The sequence below is a fragment of the Bacillus sp. SJZ110 genome (assembly GCF_006715455.1).
GTDB classification, from domain to species: domain Bacteria; phylum Bacillota; class Bacilli; order Bacillales; family Bacillaceae; genus Bacillus; species Bacillus subtilis.
Genome location: NZ_VFNF01000007.1, coordinates 38,008 through 63,373, shown reverse-complemented (window position 1 = coordinate 63,373; position 25,366 = coordinate 38,008). Strand labels below are relative to the sequence as shown.

Annotated in this window: 32 protein-coding genes and 1 riboswitch; of the genes, 10 read left to right on the top strand and 22 right to left on the bottom strand. The window is 42.7% G+C overall.

The genetic code is table 11. From position 1 onward, the window contains the following. The first annotated feature begins 96 nt into the window (after nt 1-96). Nucleotides 97-1,092, top strand: coding sequence for a sigma 54-interacting transcriptional regulator (locus FB592_RS18160; RefSeq protein WP_141949929.1), 996 nt, complete (start codon nt 97-99; stop codon nt 1,090-1,092). A gap of 20 nt (nt 1,093-1,112) precedes the next feature. After that, nucleotides 1,113-1,754 carry a PAQR family membrane homeostasis protein TrhA gene (gene trhA / locus FB592_RS18155; protein ID WP_004398522.1) on the top strand — a complete coding sequence of 214 codons (642 nt, stop codon included), beginning with the start codon at nt 1,113-1,115 and terminating at the stop codon, nt 1,752-1,754. 39 nt (nt 1,755-1,793) lie between these two features. On the opposite strand, the gene FB592_RS18150 is transcribed toward trhA, so the two are convergent. The 10 genes from FB592_RS18150 to FB592_RS18105 all read right to left on the bottom strand — a co-directional run bounded on the left by FB592_RS18150 (nt 1,794) and on the right by FB592_RS18105 (nt 10,115). Then, complete coding sequence (locus tag FB592_RS18150) at nt 1,794-2,414, bottom strand: lysophospholipid acyltransferase family protein (RefSeq protein WP_038828628.1); 621 nt, start codon at nt 2,412-2,414, stop codon at nt 1,794-1,796. Then, a complete protein-coding gene (gene dfrA, locus FB592_RS18145) occupies nt 2,415-2,921 on the bottom strand; it encodes a dihydrofolate reductase DfrA (protein WP_015714128.1) in 507 nt (168 codons plus the stop codon). It lies immediately after the preceding gene. 142 nt (nt 2,922-3,063) lie between these two features. Beyond that, nucleotides 3,064-3,597, bottom strand: coding sequence for a phosphatidylglycerophosphatase A family protein (locus FB592_RS18140; protein WP_003230797.1), 534 nt, complete (start codon nt 3,595-3,597; stop codon nt 3,064-3,066). 17 nt (nt 3,598-3,614) lie between these two features. Next, nucleotides 3,615-4,226, bottom strand: a complete 612-nt coding sequence (locus tag FB592_RS18135) for a YpjP family protein (protein WP_009967559.1) — start codon at nt 4,224-4,226, stop codon at nt 3,615-3,617. A gap of 259 nt (nt 4,227-4,485) precedes the next feature. After that, nucleotides 4,486-5,259, bottom strand: coding sequence for a class I SAM-dependent methyltransferase (locus tag FB592_RS18130; RefSeq protein WP_043857694.1), 774 nt, complete (start codon nt 5,257-5,259; stop codon nt 4,486-4,488). A gap of 41 nt (nt 5,260-5,300) precedes the next feature. Next, the gene (gene brxA, locus FB592_RS18125) at nt 5,301-5,735 is read right to left on the bottom strand and encodes a bacilliredoxin BrxA (protein WP_003230794.1); all 435 of its coding nucleotides are present in this window, start codon (nt 5,733-5,735) and stop codon (nt 5,301-5,303) included. 106 nt (nt 5,736-5,841) lie between these two features. Continuing rightward, nucleotides 5,842-7,518: a dihydroxy-acid dehydratase gene (ilvD, locus tag FB592_RS18120; RefSeq protein WP_043857695.1), complete on the bottom strand. Its 1,677-nt coding sequence runs from the start codon at nt 7,516-7,518 to the stop codon at nt 5,842-5,844. A 288-nt stretch (nt 7,519-7,806) separates the two neighbouring features. Further along, the gene (locus tag FB592_RS18115) at nt 7,807-8,940 is read right to left on the bottom strand and encodes a conserved virulence factor C family protein (RefSeq protein ID WP_041849947.1); all 1,134 of its coding nucleotides are present in this window, start codon (nt 8,938-8,940) and stop codon (nt 7,807-7,809) included. Between the two features lie 59 nt (nt 8,941-8,999). Further along, nucleotides 9,000-9,617, bottom strand: coding sequence for an Mn(2+)-dependent (deoxy)ribonucleoside pyrophosphohydrolase (hdhQ, locus tag FB592_RS18110; protein ID WP_064671094.1), 618 nt, complete (start codon nt 9,615-9,617; stop codon nt 9,000-9,002). 15 nt (nt 9,618-9,632) lie between these two features. Next, entirely contained in the window at nt 9,633-10,115 is a 483-nt protein-coding gene (locus FB592_RS18105) for a glutathione peroxidase (protein WP_015251858.1), read from the bottom strand. A 342-nt stretch (nt 10,116-10,457) separates the two neighbouring features. Between FB592_RS18105 and metA the strand changes: the two genes are divergently transcribed. The 4 genes from metA to cspD all read left to right on the top strand — a co-directional run bounded on the left by metA (nt 10,458) and on the right by cspD (nt 13,184). Continuing rightward, nucleotides 10,458-11,363 carry a homoserine O-acetyltransferase MetA gene (gene metA, locus FB592_RS18100; RefSeq protein WP_021481508.1) on the top strand — a complete coding sequence of 302 codons (906 nt, stop codon included), beginning with the start codon at nt 10,458-10,460 and terminating at the stop codon, nt 11,361-11,363. A 229-nt stretch (nt 11,364-11,592) separates the two neighbouring features. Next, the gene (locus FB592_RS18095) at nt 11,593-12,741 is read left to right on the top strand and encodes a diglucosyl diacylglycerol synthase (RefSeq protein WP_021481509.1); all 1,149 of its coding nucleotides are present in this window, start codon (nt 11,593-11,595) and stop codon (nt 12,739-12,741) included. Nucleotides 12,742-12,821: 80 nt separating this feature from the next. Then, on the top strand, nt 12,822-12,968 hold the full coding sequence (locus FB592_RS18090; protein ID WP_141949926.1) for a hypothetical protein: 147 nt from the start codon (nt 12,822-12,824) through the stop codon (nt 12,966-12,968). 15 nt (nt 12,969-12,983) lie between these two features. Next, complete coding sequence (cspD, locus tag FB592_RS18085) at nt 12,984-13,184, top strand: cold-shock protein CspD (RefSeq protein WP_003153604.1); 201 nt, start codon at nt 12,984-12,986, stop codon at nt 13,182-13,184. A gap of 51 nt (nt 13,185-13,235) precedes the next feature. Here the strand turns inward: cspD and degR are convergent, their stop codons facing one another. Then, nucleotides 13,236-13,418 (bottom strand): transcriptional regulator DegR, encoded by a 183-nt coding sequence (gene degR / locus FB592_RS18080; protein WP_003230774.1) that lies wholly within the window; start codon nt 13,416-13,418, stop codon nt 13,236-13,238. A gap of 154 nt (nt 13,419-13,572) precedes the next feature. Between degR and FB592_RS18075 the strand changes: the two genes are divergently transcribed. Beyond that, the gene (locus tag FB592_RS18075) at nt 13,573-13,842 is read left to right on the top strand and encodes a DUF2564 family protein (protein WP_004398863.1); all 270 of its coding nucleotides are present in this window, start codon (nt 13,573-13,575) and stop codon (nt 13,840-13,842) included. A gap of 27 nt (nt 13,843-13,869) precedes the next feature. Here FB592_RS18075 and FB592_RS18070 read toward each other — a convergent pair whose 3' ends face one another. Then, nucleotides 13,870-14,052, bottom strand: a complete 183-nt coding sequence (locus tag FB592_RS18070) for a zinc-finger domain-containing protein (protein ID WP_004399003.1) — start codon at nt 14,050-14,052, stop codon at nt 13,870-13,872. Further along, nucleotides 14,045-14,725, bottom strand: a complete 681-nt coding sequence (locus tag FB592_RS18065; protein WP_021481511.1) for a ribonuclease H family protein — start codon at nt 14,723-14,725, stop codon at nt 14,045-14,047. Before FB592_RS18065 ends, FB592_RS18070 begins: the two co-directional genes overlap by 8 nt. Nucleotides 14,726-14,807: 82 nt before the next feature. Here FB592_RS18065 and FB592_RS18060 point away from each other — a divergent pair, with 82 nt between their 5' ends. The 3 genes from FB592_RS18060 to sspL are packed head-to-tail and all read left to right on the top strand — an operon-like array spanning nt 14,808 to nt 16,065. Then, the gene (locus FB592_RS18060; RefSeq protein ID WP_014477139.1) at nt 14,808-15,497 is read left to right on the top strand and encodes a queuosine precursor transporter; all 690 of its coding nucleotides are present in this window, start codon (nt 14,808-14,810) and stop codon (nt 15,495-15,497) included. Beyond that, nucleotides 15,497-15,895 carry a reverse transcriptase-like protein gene (locus FB592_RS18055; protein WP_015251853.1) on the top strand — a complete coding sequence of 133 codons (399 nt, stop codon included), beginning with the start codon at nt 15,497-15,499 and terminating at the stop codon, nt 15,893-15,895. The genes FB592_RS18060 and FB592_RS18055 overlap by 1 nt, the downstream gene beginning before the upstream one ends. Before the next feature lie 41 nt (nt 15,896-15,936). Beyond that, nucleotides 15,937-16,065, top strand: coding sequence for a small, acid-soluble spore protein L (gene sspL / locus FB592_RS18050; protein WP_003218255.1), 129 nt, complete (start codon nt 15,937-15,939; stop codon nt 16,063-16,065). Between the two features lie 7 nt (nt 16,066-16,072). Here sspL and exnP read toward each other — a convergent pair whose 3' ends face one another. The 9 genes from exnP to xpt all read right to left on the bottom strand — a co-directional run bounded on the left by exnP (nt 16,073) and on the right by xpt (nt 25,102). Further along, complete coding sequence (gene exnP / locus FB592_RS18045; protein ID WP_003230763.1) at nt 16,073-16,963, bottom strand: 5'-3' exonuclease ExnP; 891 nt, start codon at nt 16,961-16,963, stop codon at nt 16,073-16,075. Between the two features lie 100 nt (nt 16,964-17,063). Continuing rightward, the gene (locus FB592_RS18040) at nt 17,064-17,210 is read right to left on the bottom strand and encodes a hypothetical protein (RefSeq protein WP_003230761.1); all 147 of its coding nucleotides are present in this window, start codon (nt 17,208-17,210) and stop codon (nt 17,064-17,066) included. 75 nt (nt 17,211-17,285) lie between these two features. Continuing rightward, nucleotides 17,286-17,543: a YpbS family protein gene (locus FB592_RS18035; RefSeq protein WP_021481513.1), complete on the bottom strand. Its 258-nt coding sequence runs from the start codon at nt 17,541-17,543 to the stop codon at nt 17,286-17,288. 64 nt (nt 17,544-17,607) lie between these two features. After that, a complete protein-coding gene (gene dynA, locus FB592_RS18030) occupies nt 17,608-21,189 on the bottom strand; it encodes a dynamin GTPase (protein WP_070547471.1) in 3,582 nt (1,193 codons plus the stop codon). A gap of 175 nt (nt 21,190-21,364) precedes the next feature. Continuing rightward, entirely contained in the window at nt 21,365-21,454 is a 90-nt protein-coding gene (fbpC, locus tag FB592_RS18025; protein WP_100069434.1) for a Fur-regulated basic protein FbpC, read from the bottom strand. A gap of 70 nt (nt 21,455-21,524) precedes the next feature. Continuing rightward, the gene (bpsB, locus tag FB592_RS18020; RefSeq protein ID WP_014480088.1) at nt 21,525-22,031 is read right to left on the bottom strand and encodes an alkylpyrone methyltransferase; all 507 of its coding nucleotides are present in this window, start codon (nt 22,029-22,031) and stop codon (nt 21,525-21,527) included. A gap of 3 nt (nt 22,032-22,034) precedes the next feature. Further along, nucleotides 22,035-23,132, bottom strand: coding sequence for a type III polyketide synthase BpsA (gene bpsA / locus FB592_RS18015; protein ID WP_015714140.1), 1,098 nt, complete (start codon nt 23,130-23,132; stop codon nt 22,035-22,037). Nucleotides 23,133-23,204: 72 nt separating this feature from the next. Then, nucleotides 23,205-24,521 (bottom strand): xanthine permease PbuX, encoded by a 1,317-nt coding sequence (gene pbuX, locus FB592_RS18010; RefSeq protein ID WP_021481516.1) that lies wholly within the window; start codon nt 24,519-24,521, stop codon nt 23,205-23,207. Beyond that, a complete protein-coding gene (xpt, locus tag FB592_RS18005) occupies nt 24,518-25,102 on the bottom strand; it encodes a xanthine phosphoribosyltransferase (RefSeq protein ID WP_032726019.1) in 585 nt (194 codons plus the stop codon). The genes pbuX and xpt overlap by 4 nt, the downstream gene beginning before the upstream one ends. A gap of 90 nt (nt 25,103-25,192) precedes the next feature. Continuing rightward, nucleotides 25,193-25,292, bottom strand: a riboswitch (purine riboswitch). Between the last annotated feature and the right edge of the window lie 74 nt (nt 25,293-25,366).

Below are 25,366 nucleotides of genomic sequence, written 5' to 3'. Positions count from 1 at the left end.
GCAGAGTCAAGAAAAAAGATGATCGTAAAATAAAGGGTGTTTTCAACCAAAAGGCATGATATAATGAAACCAATTAGAACCAAAAGGAGCCAATTGATGAATAGTGCACCAAAACTCAATACATTTCAACATCTAATCGGAGAACATCAAACTTTCCTGGAAGCGAAGCGAATCGCCAAGCAGTTCTCGTTATCGGAGCTTCCTGTCTTAATAACAGGAAAAATCGGAACAGGCAAAAATCACTTCGCACATGCCATACACTTGGAATCTTCGAGAAGCAATGAACCGTTTATAAGCGTCAATTGCAGCACCCATTCGGAAGAAACCCTTATTCATGAGCTTTTTGGCCCTAACGGAAACACTGGTGTTTTTCAAAAAGCGGTACGAGGAACCCTTTTTCTTGATGATGTATGGCGCATGCCTGCTTCTGTACAAGCTCAGCTGTTAAAAGCGCTTGATTCAGACACGGAGAAACCGCGAATGATCTGTGCTTCTGCAGACCGATCCGTGGAACATACATTCAGGCAAGACTTATTCTACAGACTGAACATTTTAACGCTCACACTGCCCGAATTATCGGAACGAAAAAGCGATATTCCGCTTTTGACACAGCATTTTCTCTCAAATTCTGGTCAGCAATTGTTAATCGATCCCTCCATTTTTCCCGTGCTTGAGAAGCATGCATTTGAAGGCAATGTCAGGGAATTAAAAAACGCTGCAGATTATATGGCGGCAGTATCAAGCGGGGGAACGATTCAGCCATATGACCTGCCGCCGTATATTAGAGGCACGATAGACGGAAAAACGTCGAAGAAAAAAGCGAAACTGCTGACTTTAATGGAAAAAGCTGAGTTTTTGTTTATTTTGGAAACAATAAAAGTATTGAACGAAAAAGGAGAACCTGCCAGCAGACGGATCATTTCTGAACACAGCAAAAATACCCAAACCTCGTTAACTCCTCAGCAGGTCAGAAGCCGTCTCGACTATTTGGAGAAAAAAGATTATGTCACCAAAAGCCGCGGACGCGCAGGCACAAAAATTACCTTTGAGGGCTTGAGCTTTATAGAGACGTTAAAAAATCAAATGATCTAGCGATCGAAAGGAGAATGTACTTGTTTACAATCAAAGAAGAGATCGCCAATGCGATTACACACGGCATCGGTGTCCTCTTATCCATCCCAGCATTAGTGTTTCTAATCATATTTGCGGCTAATTACGGGTCTGCATGGGACATTGTCAGCTTTACAATATTCGGTGTCTCTATGCTGCTGTTATATTTGAGCTCCACCCTGCTTCACAGCATCACACATAAAAAAACGAAGGACATTTTGGAGATTATTGATCATAGCGCAATTTACGTACTCATCGCCGGAACCTACACGCCTTTTTTGCTTGGGCCGCTGAAAGGCACACTCGGCTTTACCCTGTTGGTTATCGTATGGTCACTTGCCCTAGGCGGAATCGTTTTTAAAATTTTCTTTGTGAAACGGTTTATCCTATTGTCAACCTTCGTGTATTTAGTCATGGGGTGGCTGATGATTATTGCAGTTAAACCTTTATATGCTTCACTGAGCGGAGCGGGATTCAGCCTCCTTTTTCTCGGCGGCATTTTATACTCTGTCGGAACCATCTTTTACATTTGGAAAAAGATCCCCTTCCATCACGCCATTTGGCACAGCTTTGTATTGGGCGGGAGCGCTGCCATGTTTTTCTGCGTGCTCTTCTATTGTGTAAAGGTGCCGTTCCTTTCGTAACAGTAACAGAAAAGCGCAGTCTTCACGACTGCGCTTTTTTTATGCACGTAATTGTTTTTCATTGGCAGGTATATAAGCTTTTGAAAAGGACAATTCAATGTCTGCCGGTTTTAAGCGTTTAAAAAACGAGCCCTTTTGCATGTTATCTGTTCCTTTCGTTTCCACCATCACCAACGGAAGATGATAGCGGGCCGCAAGTTCTATAGGATCAATAGAACCATCTAGTGAAAGAATCAGGCTTTGTCCCTTTTCCAGCTGTTTTGTCACATCTTCATATACCTTTTCTGAATCACCGTCTGAAATCACATCCATCCGATCCAGCCATTGCCCGATAAAAGGCAAGCGGAACACTTTTGGGTTGGCGATAAAGCCAGCCGGTTCCTCAATATATCCAGCAATTAAGGCCAGTTCAGCCAAACGCAAACGGGGATGCACATACAAAACAGGACCTTGTGGTATTGGCTCTGGCTGATGGATTGTCACAACTGAACCGGAGATACCGATACAGCCTTCCAAAAACGCCTTTGGCTGTTCGTACACAAGAGTCATCTGTTTTTTGTATGACAGACGGGGATCAAGCATTGTTTGATTAAATAATTGTTTCATATTTTTTAACAGCATATACACAATATAAACCACTAGAAGGCTGTAGCGAACCAATTAAAATCCTCCCGCTTTAGAAGAATTCTTTTTTTCATACATTAGAAATTCGTAATCATACGGGTTTTTTTCGTCTTTGATCCCCTGCTCAGAAGAAACCAGTTTCCAATTGGATTCATCAAATTCAGGGAAGTGACGATCACCCTCAAACTCGTGATGAATTTTCGTCATATACAGTCTGTCCGCATAAGGGAAAAGGTCCGTATAGAGCTGAGCCCCTCCGATCACAAAGCATTCTTCAGGGCCTGAACAAATGTCCAGTACATCCTTTAATGAACCGACAACCGTGCATCCCGGAAATTCTGAAGCCGGCGCTGAGGTAACGACAATATTTTTCCGATTTGGAAGCGGACGTCCGATCGATTCAAATGTTTTTCGGCCCATAATGATTGAATGGCCCGATGTTACTTTCTTAAAGTATGCAAGATCATTGGGCAAATGCCACGGCAAATCATTGTCTTTGCCGATAAGCCTGTTGGCATCCATCGCAAAAATGAATGAAATCATACGCTTACCGCCCCTTTTTGCTCTAAAACATGTCTACATAAATCCTTAAACTGTTTCATTTTTTTCATCCTTTAAAAGTAGTCTTCTAGTAGTGTAACACAATAAAAAATCATTTCTGAACCCAGAAATGATTTTTTTATAGTCAGCTGACGACAGGCTTTTCATCCTGTTCTTTTTCTTCATCTTGCAGATCCTGATGCGTATGTGCAATTCTGCTCGCCGCTGCTGCAGCAAGAGCTGCCACAATATCATCCAAAAAGGTGTGAATACCGTCTGGACTTTCATCAAGTTCCTTAATAATTCCAATCTTTTCTTTATCCAAATAACCGAAATTGGTCAAACCGATCGACCCGTACACATTAACGATGGAAAGCGGGATAATTTCATCTATGCCGTAAAGCGGTTCATCCGTTTCAACAAGGTGCTGCAGCGGTTCGGGGAGAAGCTTCTGTTCTGCAAGCTGATCGAGTGCAAGGCCTGTCAAAACAGCATGAATAATTTCACGTTTGTTCAGGACTTTTTCTACATTCTCCATGCAAACACTGAGCGGCAGATTTGGATTGTATTTTTCCTGAAGTTTTTGAACAATCCGTGCAATATCTTCTATCATAACGCCCCGTTTGTTCAGCATATCCTTTGTTATATCGACCATTTCATTCATTGTGTACTTTTTCATGTCTAATGGCATCTCCTTTAGGCACTCATCCAGTTGGGAGGCGTGTTGCGGTCCCAGTAAATACTCCCAAGCTCATGATGTGATTGAAATCCATCTTCTGCTGTATGATAATGAAAATTAAACCAGTAGCCGTCATGAGGCGGGTGGTCTCTTCGCACATGGAATCTGAGAAGATCTTCTCCAGTTGTCCGATTGTAAACGTTGAAAATTTTTTCCGTTTTGCCCGCTGAAGGCATGCTTGAGATCACAACATCTTGGTACGCCTCATCATCTTGCAATGTCGCTAAATAATCACTAATCACATTTTCGATTTTTGGCAGGATCTCTTTCCGATAGTCATCCTCAATGACAGGAGCGATTCTGCTGCCGAATTTTAAAAAGGACTGATCCTCAGCGCTGTCAAGGAGCTGTTCCTTGTACGATTGAAAAAGCAGTTCAGGATCTCGCCTGTCATCCGACTCATCATCGTACAGGTCATGCTCATCATAAAAAGCGGTGTAATCATTCTGCTCAAGACTGCTCGGCTGTCCGGAAGGCTTGTCCGCCATAAGGGCAGCCGGAGGAGATACGAGCCCGAACGTTACAATGGTAAATAAAACCACAAGGGTCTTTCTCATCCACAATTTCATGACTGCTTATTCCTCTCTATTTTATTGTCATGTTTCTCTTATTTTAGCACATCCAAAACATGCAAGTCATGTACTATATGAAACTGAAATGCAAATTAGGAGATTCGTTGCTATGCACTTTGCGTAAAAACGCTTACAATATTCCATGAAAGGAGGCTTTCCGCATGATTGACGCTCTGTTTGCCACAGTTTCACTCTTAACATTGTTATACTTTGTCGTCATGGAGGTCACCGATTAACAGAAAGCCCGTGATATGAATCACGGGCTTGTTTGAATGACGCCATAATGGAACAGTGCTGTTTTTCTTTTCATGACGTTAAAACCAAACTGTTCAAACCGCGGGCTTTTCCAGTGGTCTTTTAGCACAACGCTTTTTCTGGCAACTCGTACCGCTTCATTGATACATCCTTCGTGCAAAACGGAATCCTCTGCCAAATCACGTAAAGGCGCGATACCGTCAGAGGTTTCTACAGGTTCATGAAACATTGGATCGAAATAAACCACATCAACAGAGTTGTCAGGAAGCTGCTTGATGTGTTCAAAGCAATCACCATTCTTCACCTGGATTCTTCTCATCGCAGCTTGAAGCTCTTCTATACCCGTTTCCCATGAATGCAGCCCCATCCTCACTAAAACAGACACAAGATGGTTTTTTTCAATCCCAACAACAGAACCCGTTTCGCCTACCGCCATACTTGCGATAATGGCATCTGACCCCAGCCCGAGTGTGCAATCTAAAAACGCATCCCCTTCAGATAAGCCGGCAGCCCGAAGCATAGGCTCTTGCTCTCCCTGTAAGAAGCGTTTGGCTCTAAACATCGCTGTATTCGGATGAAAAAAGAATTTGGCACCTTGTTTCGTATACAGCTCAAACCGCTCTTTGCCGACCACAAGCAAATCGCGTTCAGCTGACTTCAACAGGTGTTCAACCGTTTGTTTATTCCGGCCGCAGTATGGCATATTTAGCTCTTTAGAAAGCTGCTTTGCGGTTTTTATGGTGTGTTCAGACGGTCTATAGCTTGTTGTTATCATCTTCTGTACTCCCAAAAAGAAAATGCCCGGAAAACGGGCATTTAGCAGTGCGCATCGAAGGCAGCAGTCAGATTTTTCATGATTTCTTCCATATCGTGTCCTTCAATTTCATGACGCGGAATAAAATGTACGACTTCTTTGCCTTTCAAAAGAGCCATTGATGGTGAAGAAGGCTCCTGGCCAGTAAAATACTCACGCATTTTCGCAGTAGCTTCTTTATCTTGGCCCGCAAAAACAGTCACCGTATTGTCAGGTGTTTTGTCATTCTGGAGGACTGCCTGTGTAGCCGCAGGACGCGCAAGGCCTGCCGCGCAGCCGCATACAGAGTTAACGACTACAAGAGTTGTGCCCTCTGCCTTTTCCATAAAGTTTTCTACTTCTTCCGCTGTTGTTAACTCTTCAAAACCTGCTCCAGTCAGCTCGCGGCGCATCGGTACGACAAGCTGGCGCATGTATTCTTCATAAGCCATTGACATAAAAAAAGCCCCCTCTAGTATCCTTCATCTGAAGTAAAGGATACTATAGAGAGGGCCGGATTTCAAATGTTCACACCTTAAAATAAAAGAAAGTGTCCCCAGCTATCTAGATTTTCATAATACCGCCGGTGTTGGCACTTGTCACAAGTTTAGAATAACGTGCCAGGTAGCCGGTTTTCACTTTCGGTTCAAAACCTTTCCAGTTCGCTTTTCGTTTTTCCCACTCTTCTTCTGGCACTTGTACATCCAAGATGCGTTTTTCGATATCAACGATAATATGGTCTCCGTTTTCAACAAAGGCAAGCGGCCCGCCCTCAGCGGCCTCAGGTGATACGTGGCCGATTGAGAGGCCACGGGAGGCTCCGGAAAAACGTCCGTCCGTAATCAATGCCACTTTTGGTCCGAGTCCCATTCCAACGATTTGGGATGTTGGCGCCAGCATTTCCGGCATGCCAGGTCCGCCTTTTGGCCCTTCGTATCTGATGATGACAACGTCGCCTTCTTTTACTTTTCGGTTGATAATGCCGTCAAGCGCCTCGTCCTGAGAATCGAATACGACAGCCGGCCCTTCGTGTCTTGTAATCCCATTCTGTACGCCGCCTGTTTTAATGATAGCGCCGTCCGGAGCTAGATTACCGAATAAAACAGCAAGGCCACCCTTTTCAGTGAATGGATGATCCAGCGGATGAATGACGTCATAATCCTTTACTTCATGTCCGGCAATGGTTTCTCCAAGAGTTTTTCCTGTAACAGTCAGCGCATCTAAATGAAGCGCTCCTTCTTTCTTGGAAAGCTCATTCAGAGCCGCTGACACGCCGCCCGCTTCATGAAGATCTTCAATAAACACATCCGATGCAGGCGCCAGCTTGGCCAAGTGCGGCACGCGCTCAGCGACTTCGTTAATGCGTTCTAAAGAGTATTCAACGCCGGCTTCGTTTGCAAGGGCAAGGGTATGAAGAACGGTATTTGTAGAACCTCCGAGCGCCATATCGAGTGCAAACGCGTTATCAATCGCTTTTACTGTAACGATATCACGCGGTTTGATATCTTTGCGAATCGTTTCCATTAATTGCGCAGCCGATTTTCTCACAAACTCTTTGCGTTCCGGAGATGTCGCCAGAATGGTTCCATTACCCGGCAAAGCAAGACCAAGTGCTTCTGACAGACAGTTCATTGAGTTCGCCGTAAACATGCCTGAGCAAGACCCGCACGTTGGGCATCCGAACTGCTCTAGTTCTTGAAGCTCGTTTTCGTTGATTTTCCCTGCTTGGTAGGCGCCTACCCCTTCGAATACTGAGGAAAGAGAGATTTTTCGCCCGTCACTTGTTCTTCCTGCCGCCATCGGTCCGCCGCTGACAAAAATCGTCGGAATGTTGATGCGCATTGCCGCCATAAGCATTCCCGGTGTGATTTTGTCGCAGTTCGGAATACAGACCATTCCGTCAAACCAGTGTGCGGATACAACCGTTTCCACAGAGTCTGCGATAATTTCACGGCTTGGCAGCGAATATCTCATACCGATATGCCCCATTGCGATGCCATCATCTACCCCAATGGTATTAAATTCAAACGGAACGCCCCCTGCTTCTCTGATTGCTTCTTTTACGATTTTCCCAAACTCCTGCAAGTGAACATGACCGGGAACGATATCAATGTATGAATTACACACCGCAATAAACGGCTTGCCGAAATCCTCTTCTTTTACTCCTGCTGCACGAAGCAAACTGCGGTGCGGAGCTCTATCGATTCCTTGTGTGATCATATTACTGCGTAATTCTGCCATGGTGATCCTCCTAAATTCTTTCAATTGTTTGATTGGATTTTATTTTGACAATTTTCAGTTTATTTATGGGCTGTTTTTGCAAATAAGATAAATACAGGCCGCCCTCACCTTGTTTTGTTCTTTCGTGTTTTTATATTTATATAGCTTTCTTTCGATTTGAACCCTCCAACTATTAATATTGTTACTTACTATAAATAGTTTTCGGATATTTTTCAACAATATTCGAAATAATTTTTATAAAAAGTGAATTCACATAAAAAAGGTGCATGATCTGCACCTTTTTTATTTCTATTCGCCTTTTTTTCTGCTTTCCGTCATTTGTTTCCAAACAGAACCTTTTGCTTCTTCTCCATGCTCAATACGTTCAAGCGCCATTTTGACTTGAAGGCTGACCTCAAATTCGGGGTCATCTTCGGCAGCGCGCAAAGCTTCAATTGCACTTTCATCCCCGACTTCGTATAGGAACATGGCCGCACGCCAGCGAACAAGCTTGCTGGAGTCGCTTAACGACTTGATCATAGCAGGAATGGCTTGAGGATCGCCGATATCAGACAGGCAGTCTCCGGCCGTTCTTCTGACTGATACAGCTTTGTCCTCAAGTGCTTTATACAATAGAGGAAGAACATCAGGTGTTTCAATCATCCCTAAGTACACAACAGCCTGTCTTCTGATGGACACCTTTGGATCATCCAATGCCTTCTGTAAAACCGGGATATCCTCTTCTTTCGGATCCATCTGTTCCAAGTGTGCATAACGCTTTTTCCAGTCCTCATCATCCAGCATGTCAAGCGTTACTTTATACGCTTTGCGCTGTACAGTTTGTTTTGATTCGCCCTTTCCTTGAGCGGCTGCTTCAGTCAGTCGTTTCAGCCGTTCATCACTGTATGCCGCCTGAAGCTCTTCTGTCACGTCATGGCCGATTTCATCAAAGTCACCGAATCTGACACCTTGTTCTTTCCAAGCCCGCTCAAACACAACATTGGAAGCTTCAGATCTAAGTTTTAAGATCGCCTTCTGAAAGCGTTCAGGTAAGCCGAAGCGTTCTTCCCGCTCTCCATCGGTTAATTTAACTTGCATAGGAATGCCGCTGAACATCTGCACAAAAACTTTTACCTCTCCAAAAGATTCTTGATCAGAACGATTTTCTTCTCCGCTTTCAGCACTTTCCATCCCAAATGCAGTGCGGACTTGCGGTAATATGTCTTTCCAGTCGTATCTTGCATTCCGTTCAACAGCAAGAAAATCTGCGACGTGATATACCCCTTTAACTCCATCTATTTTAAGAATTTCCGCTATAACAGGCGGTGCGCCTTCTGCTTGCTCAGGTTTATAGTTATTGCTTTTGCCCGCCGGAAGCTCTTCCGTTAAGATGACTTTCATTGTATTCGGGCTTGGTGTAGGTTCAATTGATTTTATCTTCATGATCGTCCTCCTATAGCATATCTGTGACTTATTCTATCATAGTCGCTCCAAGCCTTCTATTACGACGTTTTGGCATCAATCCCGGGTATTTCTTTTTCTAATTGGCGGACAAACTGAAGCATAAAATTGTGTCTTTCTTCTGCCAGTTCCCGTGCAGTGTCTGTATTCATCATATCTTTCAGCCGCAGGAGCTTATGAAAAAAATGAGCGTAGGCGCTTTGCTCATCTCCATAAAGGCCATGCCCGTTTGCGCCCGCAAACATGAAAGCTCTCGCAATGCCGACAGCACCAATCGCATCAAGTCTGTCAGCATCCTGTACAGCTTTTCCTTCAATTGAGAGCGGCTCCTTCGCCAATTTCCCCCTGTCCCGAAAGGACATCCTTGTTATAATATGAATCACCCTGTCAGCATTCTCTTTTCCTACTCCGAAAAAAACGAGCTGATCATATACTTCGCTCACAGAAAGCCTGACCGTGTCAGGCAGCTTCACATCAATTAAATCATGAACCAAAGCCGCCGTTTCAACAATGAACAAATCCGCTTTTTCCTTTTCTCCAATATACGCTGCAAGATCTGCTACTCTTGATACATGATGCCAGTCATGTCCAGAGCTTTCGTCAGTCAGGATAGATTGAACCCATGTCCTGATTTGCTCTGCCTGCTTCAATTCCTTCACAAAAACACCCTCTTTTTATTGCTCTAATAGCTTCACGATATCGTTTTCCAGCTCTTTCGGATTTGTATTTGGTGAATAACGGCCAACGATTTCTCCATTTCTATCCACTATAAATTTCGTGAAATTCCACTTGATCGCCTTAGTTCCCAGCATCCCTTTCGCATGTTCTGTCAAATACACAAACAGCGGGTGGGCGTTTTTCCCGTTTACATCCACTTTTGAAAACATAGGAAATGTAACACCGTAATTTGTTTCACAAAATTCCTGTATGTCAGCCTCTTCACCAGGCTCTTGGTTCATGAATTGATTGCAGGGGAACCCTAAGATCTCTAGCCCCTCCTGCTGATATGTATCATATAATTCCTGCAGCTGCTTTAATTGAGGAGTAAAACCGCACTTACTTGCTGTATTCACGATCATCAGTACCTTTCCCGCGAAAGGCTGAAGTGTCATGTCTTTCCCTGTGATTGTACGTACCTTCATATGATAAATAGACATGTAAGTCCCTCCTATGTCCCTAGTGCTGATTATTTTACCTTTTTTAAATCGCAATTCAAAATGTATACATCAATTAAGAACTCATAAGAAACCTAACGATATGAGCGTCCGTTCATTATCAATTCATATGGCTCATTTTTTATCTTATCATTCTATAAAACATTACAATTCCCTCTGACATCTTTGAAAATCATTTTACTGTGAAACCAAAAGGCGTGTCAGTGCGTTTTATTTAAAGAGTTTTCTGTTGTTTCCCCCTCAACACGCATAGATAGATTGAAAATTGGCGTGAAAATTCCTATAATGAAGAAAATTAAACGGGGAAATAATGGAGGTGGCACGTTGCCTATTAATATACCAACACACCTGCCGGCAAAACAGGTGCTTGAAAGTGAACATATATTTGTAATGGATGAAAGCAGAGCATTTCATCAGGATATCCGGCCGCAAAAAATTATTATATTAAATTTGATGCCGAAAAAAATCCAAACAGAGACTCAGCTTCTCAGATTGCTTGGAAATTCGCCTTTACAGGTTCATTTCACATTTTTAATCCCAAGCACACACACGCCGAAAAATACTGCGAGAGAACACCTTGACGAATTTTACACGACTTTTTCCAATATCCGTCACAAGAGGTTTGACGGCATGATTATCACCGGTGCGCCGATCGAGCATTTGGCGTTTGAAGATGTTTCATATTGGGAAGAGCTCAAGGAAATCATGGAGTGGAGCAAAACAAATGTCACTTCAACCTTGCATATTTGCTGGGGTGCTCAAGCAGGTTTGTATTACCATTACGGTGTGGAAAAAATTCAAATGCCGAAAAAAATCTTCGGTGTGTTCGAACATACCGTTCTTTCAAAACACGAAAGATTGGTAAGAGGTTTTGACGAGCTATACTACGTGCCGCATTCCCGGCATACAGATATAAATATGGAACAGCTTCAAGCAGTGCCCGATTTAAACATTCTTACCGCATCAAAGGAAGCCGGGGTTTGCTTAATTGTGTCAAAAGACGAAAAACAAGTCTTTTTGACAGGGCACCCTGAATATGATACAAATACGCTTCTTCAAGAGTATGAAAGAGATTTGGAACGAAACCTTTCTACTGTCGAGGAGCCTAAACATTATTTTGCAAAAGGCAGCAACGAGCCAGTGAATCGCTGGAAAGCGCATGCCACATTATTGTTTATGAATTGGCTGAATTATTACGTTTACCAAGAAACTCCTTATGAATGGGACTAATTTTTCTTTTTTAGTGATACGCTGAGCAAAAAATATGATAAAATACATCTGATTCAGTCTGCGTATAACAAAAATTTAAAATACTGGAATCCAAATCATTTAAAATTAGCTTAACTTTTTCACTGCATTAATAATTCGATTATGTATTTGTGTTATGTTTATGTATAGACAATAACTCCTTACGATGCATGAAGCTTGCTTGTTGTTGATTACATTGAGGTGAATTTACTTGAATACCAATAAAAGAGTATTAATTTTGACTGCAAATTACGGAAATGGACATGTGCAGGTAGCCAAAACACTTTATGAACAATGTGTACGGCTCGGCTTTCAGCATGTAACAGTTTCTAATTTGTACCAAGAGTCAAATCCGATTGTTTCAGAGGTAACTCAATACCTTTATTTAAAAAGCTTCTCAATCGGGAAACAGTTTTATCGTTTGTTTTATTACGGAGTTGACAAAATCTATAATAAACGTAAATTCAATATTTACTTTAAAATGGGTAATAAAAGATTGGGCGAACTTGTCGATGAACATCAGCCCGATATTATTATTAATACATTTCCGATGATCGTCGTGCCGGAATACAGACGCCGAACTGGAAGAGTCATTCCTACCTTCAACGTTATGACTGATTTTTGTCTTCATAAAATTTGGGTTCACGAAAACGTGGATAAATATTATGTGGCGACAGATTACGTGAAGGAAAAACTGATGGAGATCGGCACTCATCCAAGCAATGTAAAAATCACAGGAATTCCAATCAGGCCGCAATTTGAAGAATCCATGCCGGTTGGCCCGATATATAAAAAGTACAATCTTTCACCAAACAAAAAAGTGCTTCTGATCATGGCAGGTGCTCACGGTGTATTAAAGAACGTAAAAGAGCTGTGCGAAAACCTTGTCAAGGATGACCAAGTGCAAGTGGTTGTCGTGTGCGGGAAAAATACGGCTTTAAAAGAATCTTTGAGTGCGCTTGAGGCGGAAAATGGTGACAAATTAAAAGTTCTGGGCTATGTGGAGCGCATTGATGAGCTATTTCGGATCACAGATTGCATGATTACCAAGCCCGGCGGCATTACTTTGACAGAAGCCACAGCCATTGGAGTGCCTGTCATTCTGTACAAACCCGTGCCTGGCCAGGAAAAAGAAAATGCAAACTTCTTTGAAGACCGCGGAGCTGCCATCGTTGTGAACCGTCATGAAGAGATTCTCGAATCAGTCACTTCCCTTCTTGCAGATGAAGATACCTTGCATCGCATGAAGAAAAACATTAAGGACCTTCATTTAGCAAACTCCTCTGAAGTGATTTTAGAGGATATCCTGAAGGAATCAGAAATGATGACTGCCAAACAAAAAGCCAAAGTGCTATCGTAATGGCGTACTTGAGAGCATACGAAAATCGTGTGCTCTTTTTATTTATATTCAGCCATCAATAAAAGCGGTTACATTTTTTTATGGAACTTGCCCTTCTTTTGAAAAATAAGCCGTTTCACAACTTGACGGGTGCTCCCAGATGGTGTATAGTTGAACCATCATTTAACAATGAATCAAAGTTAAATGATGACAAAATTTTTTTTAGCACATGGGTGCTACAGTACTAGGAGGAATTAAGCAATATGCAAAACGGTAAAGTAAAATGGTTCAACAACGAAAAAGGATTCGGCTTCATTGAAGTTGAAGGCGGAGACGATGTATTTGTTCACTTCACAGCTATCGAAGGAGAAGGATACAAATCATTAGAAGAAGGACAAGAAGTTTCTTTTGAAATTGTCGAAGGTAATCGTGGACCTCAAGCTTCTAATGTTGTAAAACTCTAAACTCAATACATGATGATGAGATGACAAATAGAGGAGAGGCATTCGCCTCTCCTATTTGATTTTCATCTGGATTTCAATCGCCAAAATGTTTTGTTTGCACCTCTGTTCAATCTCTTCAACATACTTTTCCATTGACGGTTTTCCTTTTTTCGCAATATCCGCCAGTTCTTCTAAATCACTGTATATTTCTATAAATGTTTTGTGAAGGATCAACTTCAAGTCTTTATCATCCATAGCTGCGTTCCCCTTCTCTATCAAGATACCCAAATAGTAAAACAGTCCTATTTATTCTGGTTCAATAGTTATATCGGCTTATTTTTATTTTCTTTTCTATTTTGGTACATAAATTTCAAAAAAACTCTGCAAAATAATGGCGGAGGTGTTTTTGGTGACTTCAGAATTTCATAATGAGGATCAGACTGGCTTTACGGATAAGCGGCAGCTGGAACTAGCGGTGGAAACAGCGCAGAAAACAACAGGAGCTGCGACGAGAGGCCAAAGCAAAACATTAGTTGACTCTGCATACCAAGCCATTGAGGATGCTAGAGAACTGTCACAATCTGAAGAGCTGGCAGCTCTCGATGATCCTGAATTTGTAAAGCAGCAACAGCAACTGCTAGATGACAGCGAGCATCAGCTGGATGAATTCAAAGAATAAAAACCGCAGCTTCTGCGGTTTTTATTTTTAGTGATTGGTTAAGACATCTCCGTATTGTTTCAGCTTTTCACCAACCGTACATTTATTGATACAAAATGAATGCGCATAAGTTTTGCCAAATTCTTTGCGAAACTGCTTCTTAATAAAACAGTCCTTGCAATATTCATCGTGCAGTTCTGTCAGTTCTTTAAAGATCATTTTCTTATCCAATATCGTCATCTCCGTTACGGTCTAATTTCGTGTGGCTTTCTACGAATTGATGGGATAGAATTTTTTTAGCGAGGCCGTCAGCTTCCTGATTGTCTTTTCGTTGTATTGTTTCGTAGGTTGGAGTAAGCTTCAGCGATTCAAGGAGTGCTTCTATTTTGTCAAGCCATTCATTATGAGATGGATCATAACAAGGCCAGCTGCCGTCAAGCTGATTCAGCACAACAAGCGAGTCCCCTTTGATTGTAATTGAATTTCTGCTTGCCCCAAGCTCTCTTACTTCTCTTATTGCTTCATAAAGCGCTGCGTATTCAGCTTCATTATTGGTTTTCAGCCGGAAGCTTTTATTTTTTCTCAAGCGATGCCGGATTCCTCCCAATGAATAATAGATGACGATCCCGAGACCGGCCAGTTCGCTCTCCTTATCGAAACTGCCGTCAAAATAAACAGTAATGTCATCAGGCTCTTGAGCAAGCTCCTCTGTCAGCTTTTCCAATTCCTTCAGCGTCCAGCTGCCGCCTTTCTCGTCTTCGAACTCTAGCTCTTTCATGTATGGAAAACGACCAAGTTCTCTGGCGAGCATACGTGCCTGCTGTGCTGTCAGCCAGTCTTCGCTAAAAAATGAGACGGATCCCGTTCCTTTTGCTTCTATTTTCAAATGCGGTCTGAGCTTCATTACAATCACCTTACCATTCATTAGTTGCCGGGCTTATGCTATAATCAAACCAATCTTACCCCGGAAAGGAAGCTTTTTCATCTTGTTTAATAATTCGTTTTGGATCTTTTTTGCGATCATTCATTTTATCATTGTTCTTTTATTTTATAAAGGATTTGGCAAAATGGGACTGTTTGTTTGGATCGGTTTTGCGACAGTCTGCGCCAACCTCCAAGTCGTCAAAACAGTTGAACTGTTTGGCTTAACAGCGACACTCGGAAATGTGATGTATGGCACAATCTTTTTTGCGACAGATGTGCTGAATGAAAAATACGGACCAGCTGAAGCCAGAAAAGCGGTATGGCTCGGATTCTCAACGCTCCTGACGCTGACATTTGTCATGCAGGGTGTGCTGCTTTTCGAACCGGCTTCCAGCGACATATCACAAACAGCGCTGGAAACGATCTTCGGATTCCTTCCGCGAGTTGCGTTAGGAAGTCTGCTTGCCTTTATCTTCAGCCAAACGCTGGATGTTTATGTATATTCGGCAATTAGAAGGATATTTCCTTCTGATCGGCTTTTATGGCTCAGAAACGGCGGCAGTACAGCAGTCAGCCAGCTGTTTGATACATTCATATTCACTGCAGTCGCCTTTCTCGGCATTTATCCGGCAGGCGTGTGGCTTCATATTTTTATTTCTACATATTTGATTAAGTTTGCGGTATCTTTGATTTCATTGCCTTATGCTTATGCAGCCAAAAAAATGATACCTAAAGATGAAAGGAGTTCATAATGCCTACAGAAATATACGTAGACGGCGCAAGCGCTGGTAATCCCGGGCCTTCGGGTATCGGCATTTTTATCAAACATGAGGGAACAGCAGAATCCTTCTCTATTCCAATCGGAGTGCATACAAATCAGGAAGCGGAATTTCTTGCATTAATTGAAGGGATGAAGCTATGTGCAACGCGCGGGTATCAATCGGTTTCCTTTCGAACCGATTCAGATATTGTGGAACGCGCCACTGAGCTTGAAATGGTTAAAAATAAAACGTTTCAACCGTTCGTAGAAGAAATCATCCGATTAAAAGCGGCATTCCCTCTTTTTTTCATCAAATGGATACCGGGCAAGCAAAACCAAAAAGCCGATCTTCTGGCAAAAGAAGCGATTCGGCTGAATGAAAAGAATTAAATCTTGATGATTGGTTCATCCTAATGGGGAGGTGAACTAACATGAAAAAGAAAGATAAAGGCCGGCTGACCGGCGGTGTTACTCCGCAAGGCGACCTGGAAGGCAATACACATAATGACCCTAAAACAGAGCTTGAGGAGAGAGCAAAAAAAAGCAATACAAAACGCTAGAGAAGATCTAAACGATCTCTCTAGCGTTCAGCTTTTCAAGCATACGCTCAATTCCTTTGATTTGGTGGCGGCGAAGCATGTCAGCCGCCTGCTCCATTTGCAAAGTAAATAAAGCGTCTTTCAGTGTGCAGGCCAGCGGCACTGAGCAATGAATTTCCGCAAGCTTCCTCGACATCTCCAAATCGCTTAAACCTTGCTGAATTTTTCCCTGCTGTCCTTTTGGAAGAAGAGAAAGATTTTCCAATAAACGGTCAATCGTTTCGTATTCACGAATCAGTTTGTAGGCTGTTTTTTCTCCAATCCCTTTGACTCCGGGATAGTTATCACTGGAATCTCCCATAAGCGCTTTAATATCAATCAAAGCCTTCGGCATTACGCCTGTTTCTTCATAAAAAGTCTCTTTTGTATAGACTTTATAATTTCCGATTCCTTTTTGAAGCAAAGCAACGCTTACTTTATCCGTTAACAGCTGAAGTAAATCTCTGTCTCCTGTTACGACCGTAATGTCCGCTTCATTCGCAAATAAATCGGCAAGAGTACCGATACAGTCATCCGCTTCATAACCGGCAAAGCCAATATTCATGATTCCAAGCTCTGCGGCTGCTTCCTTTGCCAAATCAAACTGCGGAATCAGCTCCACAGGCGGCGCGCTGCGGTTGGCCTTATAATCTTGGAACAAATCATTTCGGTACGTTTTGCTCCCCATGTCCCAGCAGCAGACGACGTGTGTCGGCTGGAATGTTTCCACAGCTGTAATCAAATGCTTTAAAAAGCCGTTGACGCCGTTCGTCGGCACCCCGCTGTCATTTATCATAAAGTTGCGATGTACGGCCGTGGCAAAAAAAGCCCGGAATAAAAGAGCCATGCCGTCAACCAGCAATAGTTTATTATTATTCATCAAATAACTCCCTTTTCTTTCATTCCTTCTATTTTATCATAAAGCAGCCCAAAAATAAAAAACAGTATCTCTTTAATTAGAGATACTGTTTGGATATTTATCAATCGTTGTGTCTTTTGTTGCTGGCGATCAGCTTTTCAGCTTCGCGTCCTGCGTAAGAGTCAAAATGGGTTTGAAATCCGTTTTTCTTTTTGGCATTGTTATTCGCCTGTGCATTTCTGTTTCCGAGCTTTGTTCTGCCCAACATGAATCCCCCCTTACGTCGGATGCATTATAGTATATGCTTCCGGCAGGAGGTTCACTCGCGACAGGATCATCCAGCTTACATGCGGCTTACGTATTCTCTGACCATTTCTTTTGATACAAGCCGTCTTGTCGGGACGATGCCTTTTTTAGCGAGCTGATTCATTTGCTCGGTAATTTCATTAATTGCTTCTGTAGTATAAGGCTCATCGTTTTTGCATTTCGCAACAGCTTCTTCAATCGCCAATTCACGCATATTTTCAAGACGCATAAATGCTTTGATATGCTCGTGCTGTTTTGATGAATGTGCTGAAATTGCTTTATGTACCTCTGACATTAATCGTTCATCTCGCTTTTTTCTATTTAGTCTACCATGACTTGAAATACAAGCCAACTGAATTTTACATTTTTATTGTATTGTCTGAATTTTTCCAGGAGATGCACGCCTGGTACGCTATTTCAATCTCTTTCGCATGTTCCCCTTCCGCATATCCTCTTAAATATGTCTCTTTTTGATCCGTTATTTGCGCGATTGCTTTTTCGCCCATATCTTCCTGTAAGCGTCTGAGGTGAGCTGTGTAATGAGAAATCAGGCTTTCTTCTTCATTTTTTATCCATGCCTCTGTGATTTTCGTAAGTTTCATCCGTACAGCTTCGATAAAGGCCGATTTTCCTTTCTGCTCAAAAAACTGCTTCGGTGATTTGACCTCTTTTAGTTCCTGCTCAAAAGCACGTTCTTCTATTTCCGGTTCAACTTCCTTCAACTGTATGCCGTTCGAATGCTGATCACCCGCATAAACGGAAAAATAACCGTCCTCGTTTAATGTTTTTTGAAAATGATCCAGCCATTCTTCATTGATATGCCGTTCGATGAAACCGCTCATGCGAACATCAAGCGTTTTGATTTCCTGAATATATTCAAATTGATATTCATGTAAGGCTGTTGTCATCGCCTTACTGACGTTCTTTTTCCAATCCCCGTTTTGCAGCCCGGGATGAAATGCCGATTTTAATAAATCATTTGCAAAATATGATAATCGCTGTGTAATGTGATATAGCTGCTCTCTTGTATCTTTTTTTACTTTTTCAATGATGGTTTCTGAGTTCCGCCGTTTCTCGATATCGGCCGCTGTCCGCTCAAATGACAGCATAAGGCGCTGTTTCTGCGCTTCCTTCTCTTCTCGGGACTGATGCTGGGATTGGTGAAGCTGAAAAACGGTTTCGCATAGTTTGTCTGCCTCCGAACTGAGCTGCGCTGCTGACGCTTTTTTTACATCCACTTCGATAAACCGGTCTAAGTGTTTTCTTACTTTTGAGAACTGATTGTAAAATGACTCCGGTTTTCCCACCAGTTCCTCCTTACTTGATACAGTAAAGATCTGCGGTTCATAAACCCCTTCTTTTACAAGCTCTGCGCTGACATAATCGGTCACTGTTTCGAGTTCTGTTTTATCTTTTGCAAGGTCTGCAGCATTAATAATAAAAAACATTTTATCCATGCTGAGCGATTCTTTCACAAGTCCAAGCTTTCGCAAAAATGAACGGTCTCCTTTTGAAAAAGAGTGCTGATAATAAGTCATATAAAAAAATGCATCAGCATCTTTGATATATTGGAATGCCAGTTCTGTATGCCGTTTATTCATGCTGCTCGCGCCGGGTGTATCAACGATCGTAATCCCTTTTTCAGTGAGCGGGCATGTATAGTAGACCGTTACCTCTTTCACAGCACAGGCCGTTGTTTCCTCTGCTACGTACGGCTTTAATTCAGATAGCGGAATCGTTAATTTCTTCTGTTCCTGTATATACTGCTGATACTTCTCATATGCAAGCAGGAAATTGCTGATCAATTTCACGTGTTCTTCCTGCAGCCTGTTTTTTTTGACTGCCTTTTCCCACTTCTCTGTGAAGGAACGGCCTGCCGGTTCCTTTGGTATTCCGGTGAGCTGCAAAATTTCAGCCGTTATGTCATCCTCTGTCTTAAACACTACATCCGCTGTTTTGTTTAAGTTGCCATTGATTGGCATTGTGATCTTGTTAATTGTCGCTGTGGTTGGCGTTGGTGAGGATGGCAGCACTCTTTCGCCGACAAGCGCATTGGCAAATGATGATTTCCCCGAGCTGAAGCCTCCAAAAAGAGCGAGTGTAAATTTCCGTTCCTCAAGCCTTTTCACCCTTTCACGAAACGCTGAAGTTTGCTTTAACAACATGCTGCATTCGCCTAAAAGGTCAGACAAAGTGTAAAAGCGTTTGATTTGGTCTTGAAGCGGCATTTCTTGTTCCATTTTGATTTCTGATTTCGGCATCGGCTGCGCCGTCAGCTGGCTTCGGCCTTGTTTCTGCTCTGGAGCCGCCACTCTTGTTTTCTTCGATTTAAACCATTCTGTGTCTATATGCATTGGGCATGCGGACTCTTCTTCCCAAATGGCCCACAGGCGATCGGTTTTCTCTCGGGCATTATTCTCTAAACGCGCCTGTTCTTGAAGAAAGACAAGTTTTTCTGATTCTTGGACGAGCCGGTCGTTAATCGTTTGCACGTCTTTGGAAACACGCTCTTTCACCATAGCGGAGAGCACCTTTATGATGTCTGCGGCTTCTCTTTTCGCCTCTTTCCGGATGAGCTCTGCCAAATCTTTTGTATATTGCAATACATATTCAGAAGAAAAGGCTGCACCATGCTTGACCGCGCGTTCAATGATGCTTATATCAAGCGGTGTGCGATAGGCCTGAATCAGCTTTTCACTTTCAGCGGTATAGACATCAAATGCCTTGGCGAGTTTATGAAGCGTGTCTATCATATGCCAATCCGCTTCGGCCTCTGTTCGTTTTGCCACATCAGAGAAAAAAGCATTCCGCCTTTTATCTCTTTCCTGTGCAGTTTTCGCTTTAGAAAAGAAAAAGCCGGTTTTAAAGGAAGGCTCTTGTGATTCTAAAAATGCAGCCGCCAATTCACGCATTTCAAAAGGCGTCAGGTTGGCGTTTTTTAAAATACGATTGATTTCTTCCTGCATCCTCTTCTCTGCCTCAGTCGTTTGTTTTTCGGCCTCATCCAATTGATCACGCAGCGATTGGACCAGTCCAGTTTGGATATTAAGCTGTTCAGCGAAACTCGGAGCGCCTGTGTCGTCTTTCTTCAGCATTTCCGTATGTTCCTTTAGCAGATTACGGACTTTTTGTTCGGTTAAAGCCTGCATATTGCTTTTTGATTGCTGTTCTATTCTTCTTAACTCTTCTCTCAGGGCCCCCATCTGATTGAACGGGTGGTCCGGTTCTGTTACTGACGTAAAATAGAGCGCTTCCTTTGAAATCCCTTCATTGCAAAGCATCTCCTCTACCTGCGCTTTATAGTCTCCAAATTTCGTCTCCGTCTCATCATGGCGGTCAATTTGATTGACGATAAAATACACATTCGGAATGCTTTCTTTTATTGATCTGAGAAACTTTACATTTTCCTCAGAGTGCACGTGATTATAGTGAACGACGTAAAACAGCGCATCCGCTTGGTGAAGAATAGAAGCAGCCGATAGAAAATGCGCATCATCTGTTGAATCTATCCCTGGAGTATCAATATACGCAACCCCGGAATCGATCTCAGTATATCTGTCAAAAATTTCGACGCTTTCAATCTGTTCCCCGTCTTTACAATATTGCTGCACCTTGTCTTTCTGGTAAGCCCCTTCCAGCTCAGCACACGCTCCGTCTGTTGTATGAAGCCGAACTCGCTTTTCCCCGTTTCTGATCACAACAAGGTTAGCGCTTGTCGGAATCGGGCTTGTCGGCAAAATATTCTCCATTAACAGGCAGTTCAGCAGTGACGATTTCCCCGCTGAATAATGCCCGGTAAACGCGATATAAACCTCTTCATCAGCCGCTTTTTTCATGACCGCAGCCAGTTTAGCAGCCCTTTGTTCATCTTGATTCTCAATAAATTGCTTATAAAGTTCCCCGGTTTTATGCAAAAGCTCTTTTCTGTTTTGATCTGTCATAAGTCTGAACCCCTTTGTGCCGTTTCAATTGTGAACCTTTTTCGAAAGATCTGAATTCATTCCCTTTTCATTTTACACAAGAATAAACCAAATTTCTTTAGGAGAATAGAAAAAAGCCGCCATTACGGCAGCTTCTATAAAAGAAAATCTGCAACTTTTACAAGTTCCAGATTCATCAAACAGATTTATTAGAGATTCCTTTTAATACAAAACCAATTAATACACTATATGTACAAACCGCTCCAAGCAAAAACAGCATTGTCATTTGCTTCACCATCCTGATTGAGAATCTTTTTCAAATCCATTTTAACATGGTTGAGAATGATTTTCAATCGCTATTTTACGCTGTATTCCTGTAATGCTTTGTCTTCTGCGCGAATTCTGACGCTTAACAACACTGCATTGAAAATGGAAAACAGACACATGGTGACGTATGCTTGATAAAGCAGCGGAATCAACAAAATTTCGAGTATAACAACGGCATAGTTTGGATGTTTCATCCATTTATATGGACCTTTTTTTACAAGCTCTACACCTGGAACAACAAGGATTTTCGTATTCCAATATGCCCCTAAGGAACAAAGCGCCCAATACCGTACGATCTGTGCGCTTAAAATAACTGCAGCGATACCGAGCCACCAGCTGGACGGCTGTTTATTCATCAGCAGCACCTCGGCAATTAAGGACAGGAAAAAAAGGATATGCATCGTAATGATATACGGATAGTGGCTCTCGCCAAATTCAATTGCTCCTTGCTTCTTTACTTTTTGTTCGTTTTGCCTGGCCACTGCCATTTCTGCTGCTCTTTGAACAATGAGAATGGCGATCAACAACCAAAACATGAGTCAGGCCCCCTTTTCCCAGCTGAATAACAGCAATTCTGATGAGAAACCCGGCCCTAATGCGCCAATCAGTCCTCGTTCAGCTTCCTTTTTATGTCCGTTCTGCAGATGGTCTTTGATCACATACAAGATTGTGGCTGAAGACATATTTCCGTGCTTTTGCAAAATGCTTTGCGCAGATGAAAGCTTTTCTGACGACAGCCCGAGACTTTTGATGTATGCATCGATCACTTTTTTTCCGCCTGGATGCGCCAAAAAAACACTGATATCATGGAATGACAGCTTATGTTTGTCCAAAAAAATCTGTACATTTGTTTTGAGCCATTTTTCCACCAAGGTTGGAATGTCTCGTGAGAAAATGACTTTGAATCCTTGATCGGTAAAGTCCCAGCCCATGACATCTTCTGATTGTTTCATCAAAACAGATTGGGCGTCCATTATCTTCGGCGCAAGCTTCAGCTTTGACATCCTGCGGTCCGCCTTCTCTCCGCATAATAAAGCTGCGGCAATGCCGTCACCAAAAAGCGAGGTGCCGATCAGATTGCTTTTCGTTTTATCTTCCGGCTGGAATGTCAGGCTGCACAGCTCGGCAGCAATGACAAGCACAAAAGCCTCAGGATACGCTTTGCAGTATTCGGCTGCACGCGCAAGTCCGCTGGCTCCTCCTGCACAGCCAAGCCCCCAAATCGGGATCCGCTTCGTATATGGAGAAAACGGAAGTTCATTCATAAGCCGCGCCTCGATACTCGGTGTGGAAAGACCTGTACTGGAGACGAAAAAAACAGCTTCCACTTTCTCATAAGGAATGGCTTCTTGAAAAAATTCCGGATGAGAGAGGCACTCACGAACAGCCGCTCTGCTGTGTTTAAGTGTTTCTTCTATGTATATTTGATTTTTTTCTTCAAAGCTGTGCCCCTCTTTATACCATTCAATCGGCTTAACAAACTGTCTCGAATGGATTTGCCCGTTTTTAAAGGAGGATAACAGCCGGTCAATATCCTTAAAAGAATGCTGAAACATATAGCGGGCGAACTCGGCCGCTTTCTCTTGGTTTACATTATACGCAGGAAGACTTGTTCCAATGGATAAAATAAACGCCATGCGATCACCTCTTTGCATACATTGTGCCGCAACAATCTTTTTTATATGCAAAAAAACTCCGCCGCGGCGGAGTTAGACTGCTGTTTTTTGTTCAGCGAGGTCAGCTTCTTGTTCTGTTTTTTTAGCTTTAGAAAAAACGTTATATACAATATTTAAGACGACTGCAGTAAAGCTGCCCGCCACAATGCCATTCGTTGTAAGCAGCGTTAAGGCACTCGGAAGCTGTTTGAAAATATCCGGCACAACGGTCACACCGAGCCCCAATCCCACTGAGCAAGCAACAATCAGCAGATTTTCCTGTTTCGCAAAATCAATGCGGCTGAGCATTTTAATTCCGTAAGCAATCACCATTCCAAACATCGCCACCATTGCACCGCCCAAAACAGCGGATGGAATAATGGTCGTGAAAGCAGCGATCTTTGGAAACAGCCCAAATGCCATTAGGATCACACCTGTGACCACAATGACGGCATTTTTTTTGATCCCTGTGAGCTGAACAAGCCCGACATTTTGAGAGAATGCCGTGTAAGGAAAAGCGTTAAAAATACCGCCCAGAAGCACAGCTAGTCCTTCAGCTCGATAGCCTTTAGACAAATCTTTCTCTGTCAAACGGCGGTTTGTCAGGTCACCTAAAGCAAAGTAAACACCAGTTGACTCCACAAGGCTGACAATTGCAACGATGGACATCGTAATGATAGGCGCTGCATGAAAAGACGGCGCGCCGAAGTAAAATGGCTGAATCATTTGAACAACTGCCGCGTCCGAAACATTATCAAATTGAACTTTCCCCATAAAATAAGCGATGAAGGTGCCAATCAAAATACCGATCAAAATCGAGACGGACTTGATAAAGCCTTTTGTAAAACGGTACAGAAGCACAATGATACTCAACACGGTAAAAGCAAGAACAAGGTTGGAGAGATCTCCGAAATCTGCACTTCCTTCTCCGCCGGCCATGTTATTCATGGCAACCGGCATCAGTGTAATACCGATAATCGTAACAACAGAGCCTGTCACGACCGGCGGAAAAAACGATACGAGCTTTCCAAAGAAAAATGAAATAAGAATGACAAGAATGCCTGAAGCGATAATGCTGCCGTAAACTGTTGAAACCCCATATTCAGATCCAATCGCAATCATTGGCGATACAGCTGTAAAGGTACATCCAAGCACTACCGGAAGCCCGATCCCAAAAAATCGGTTGCTCCACACTTGCAGAAGTGTAGCCACACCGCACATAAAAATATCAATTGATACTAAGTAAGTCAGCTGCTCGACGGTCAGTCCCATTGCTTTTCCGACAATCAGAGGAACGACAATGGCGCCGGCATACATGGCGAGAACATGCTGAATCCCTAAAGACAGCGTTTTGCCGAATCCATTTCTCATGAATGAACCTCCTGTACGAAGGACACTTTTCCTTCTTCTAAAGACTGAATTCTTGCCAAAGATTCCACTCGGTAGCCCAGTTTTACAAGTTCTTCTCTTCCCGGCTGAAATGACTTTTCAATAACAATGCCAATTCCCGCAATAGAAGCTCCCGCTTGCTTCACAATCGACACAAGCCCGTGCGCTGCCTGTCCATTTGCCAAAAAATCATCGATAATCAGCACATGATCCTGTTCCGACAGGTGGGTCCCAGACACTGCGATTTGGCTTTCTGTTTGCTTCGTAAAGGAATAAACAGACGCTGTCAGCAAGTTGTCGGTGAGTGTTAACGATTTATGCTTTCTCGCGAAGACAACTGGCACACCCAGCTTCAAGCCCGTCATTACAGCGGGAGCAATACCTGATGATTCGATTGTCACAATTTTGGTAATACCGTCTTTTGCAAATCTGGACGCAAATTCGTCACCAACTCTCTGCATAAGCAGCGGATCAATTTGGTGATTCAAAAAAGAATCCACTTTCAATACCTGATCAGATAATACGACGCCTTCTTCCTCTATTTTCCGTTTCAGTGCTTCCATCCTGTCTTACCTCCGTTATGAGAATAAAAAAAGCATTGCCCGCTCAAATAAAGAGCAAGCAATGCTGATATCACAAAAAACCGTACACGTGCGGTTCCATTGCTCACCCATAGTCGGACATTTACGGTGCCCGGTAGAAACTTGCGTGCCATATCCACGCGATTATATGAGTGTTCCTATTATATTGTAATAAATTATATCAAGATTCTAATCTCTTGCATAGGCTGAAAATAAAAATTCCCGAACTTTATTTTTGTTTTTTTA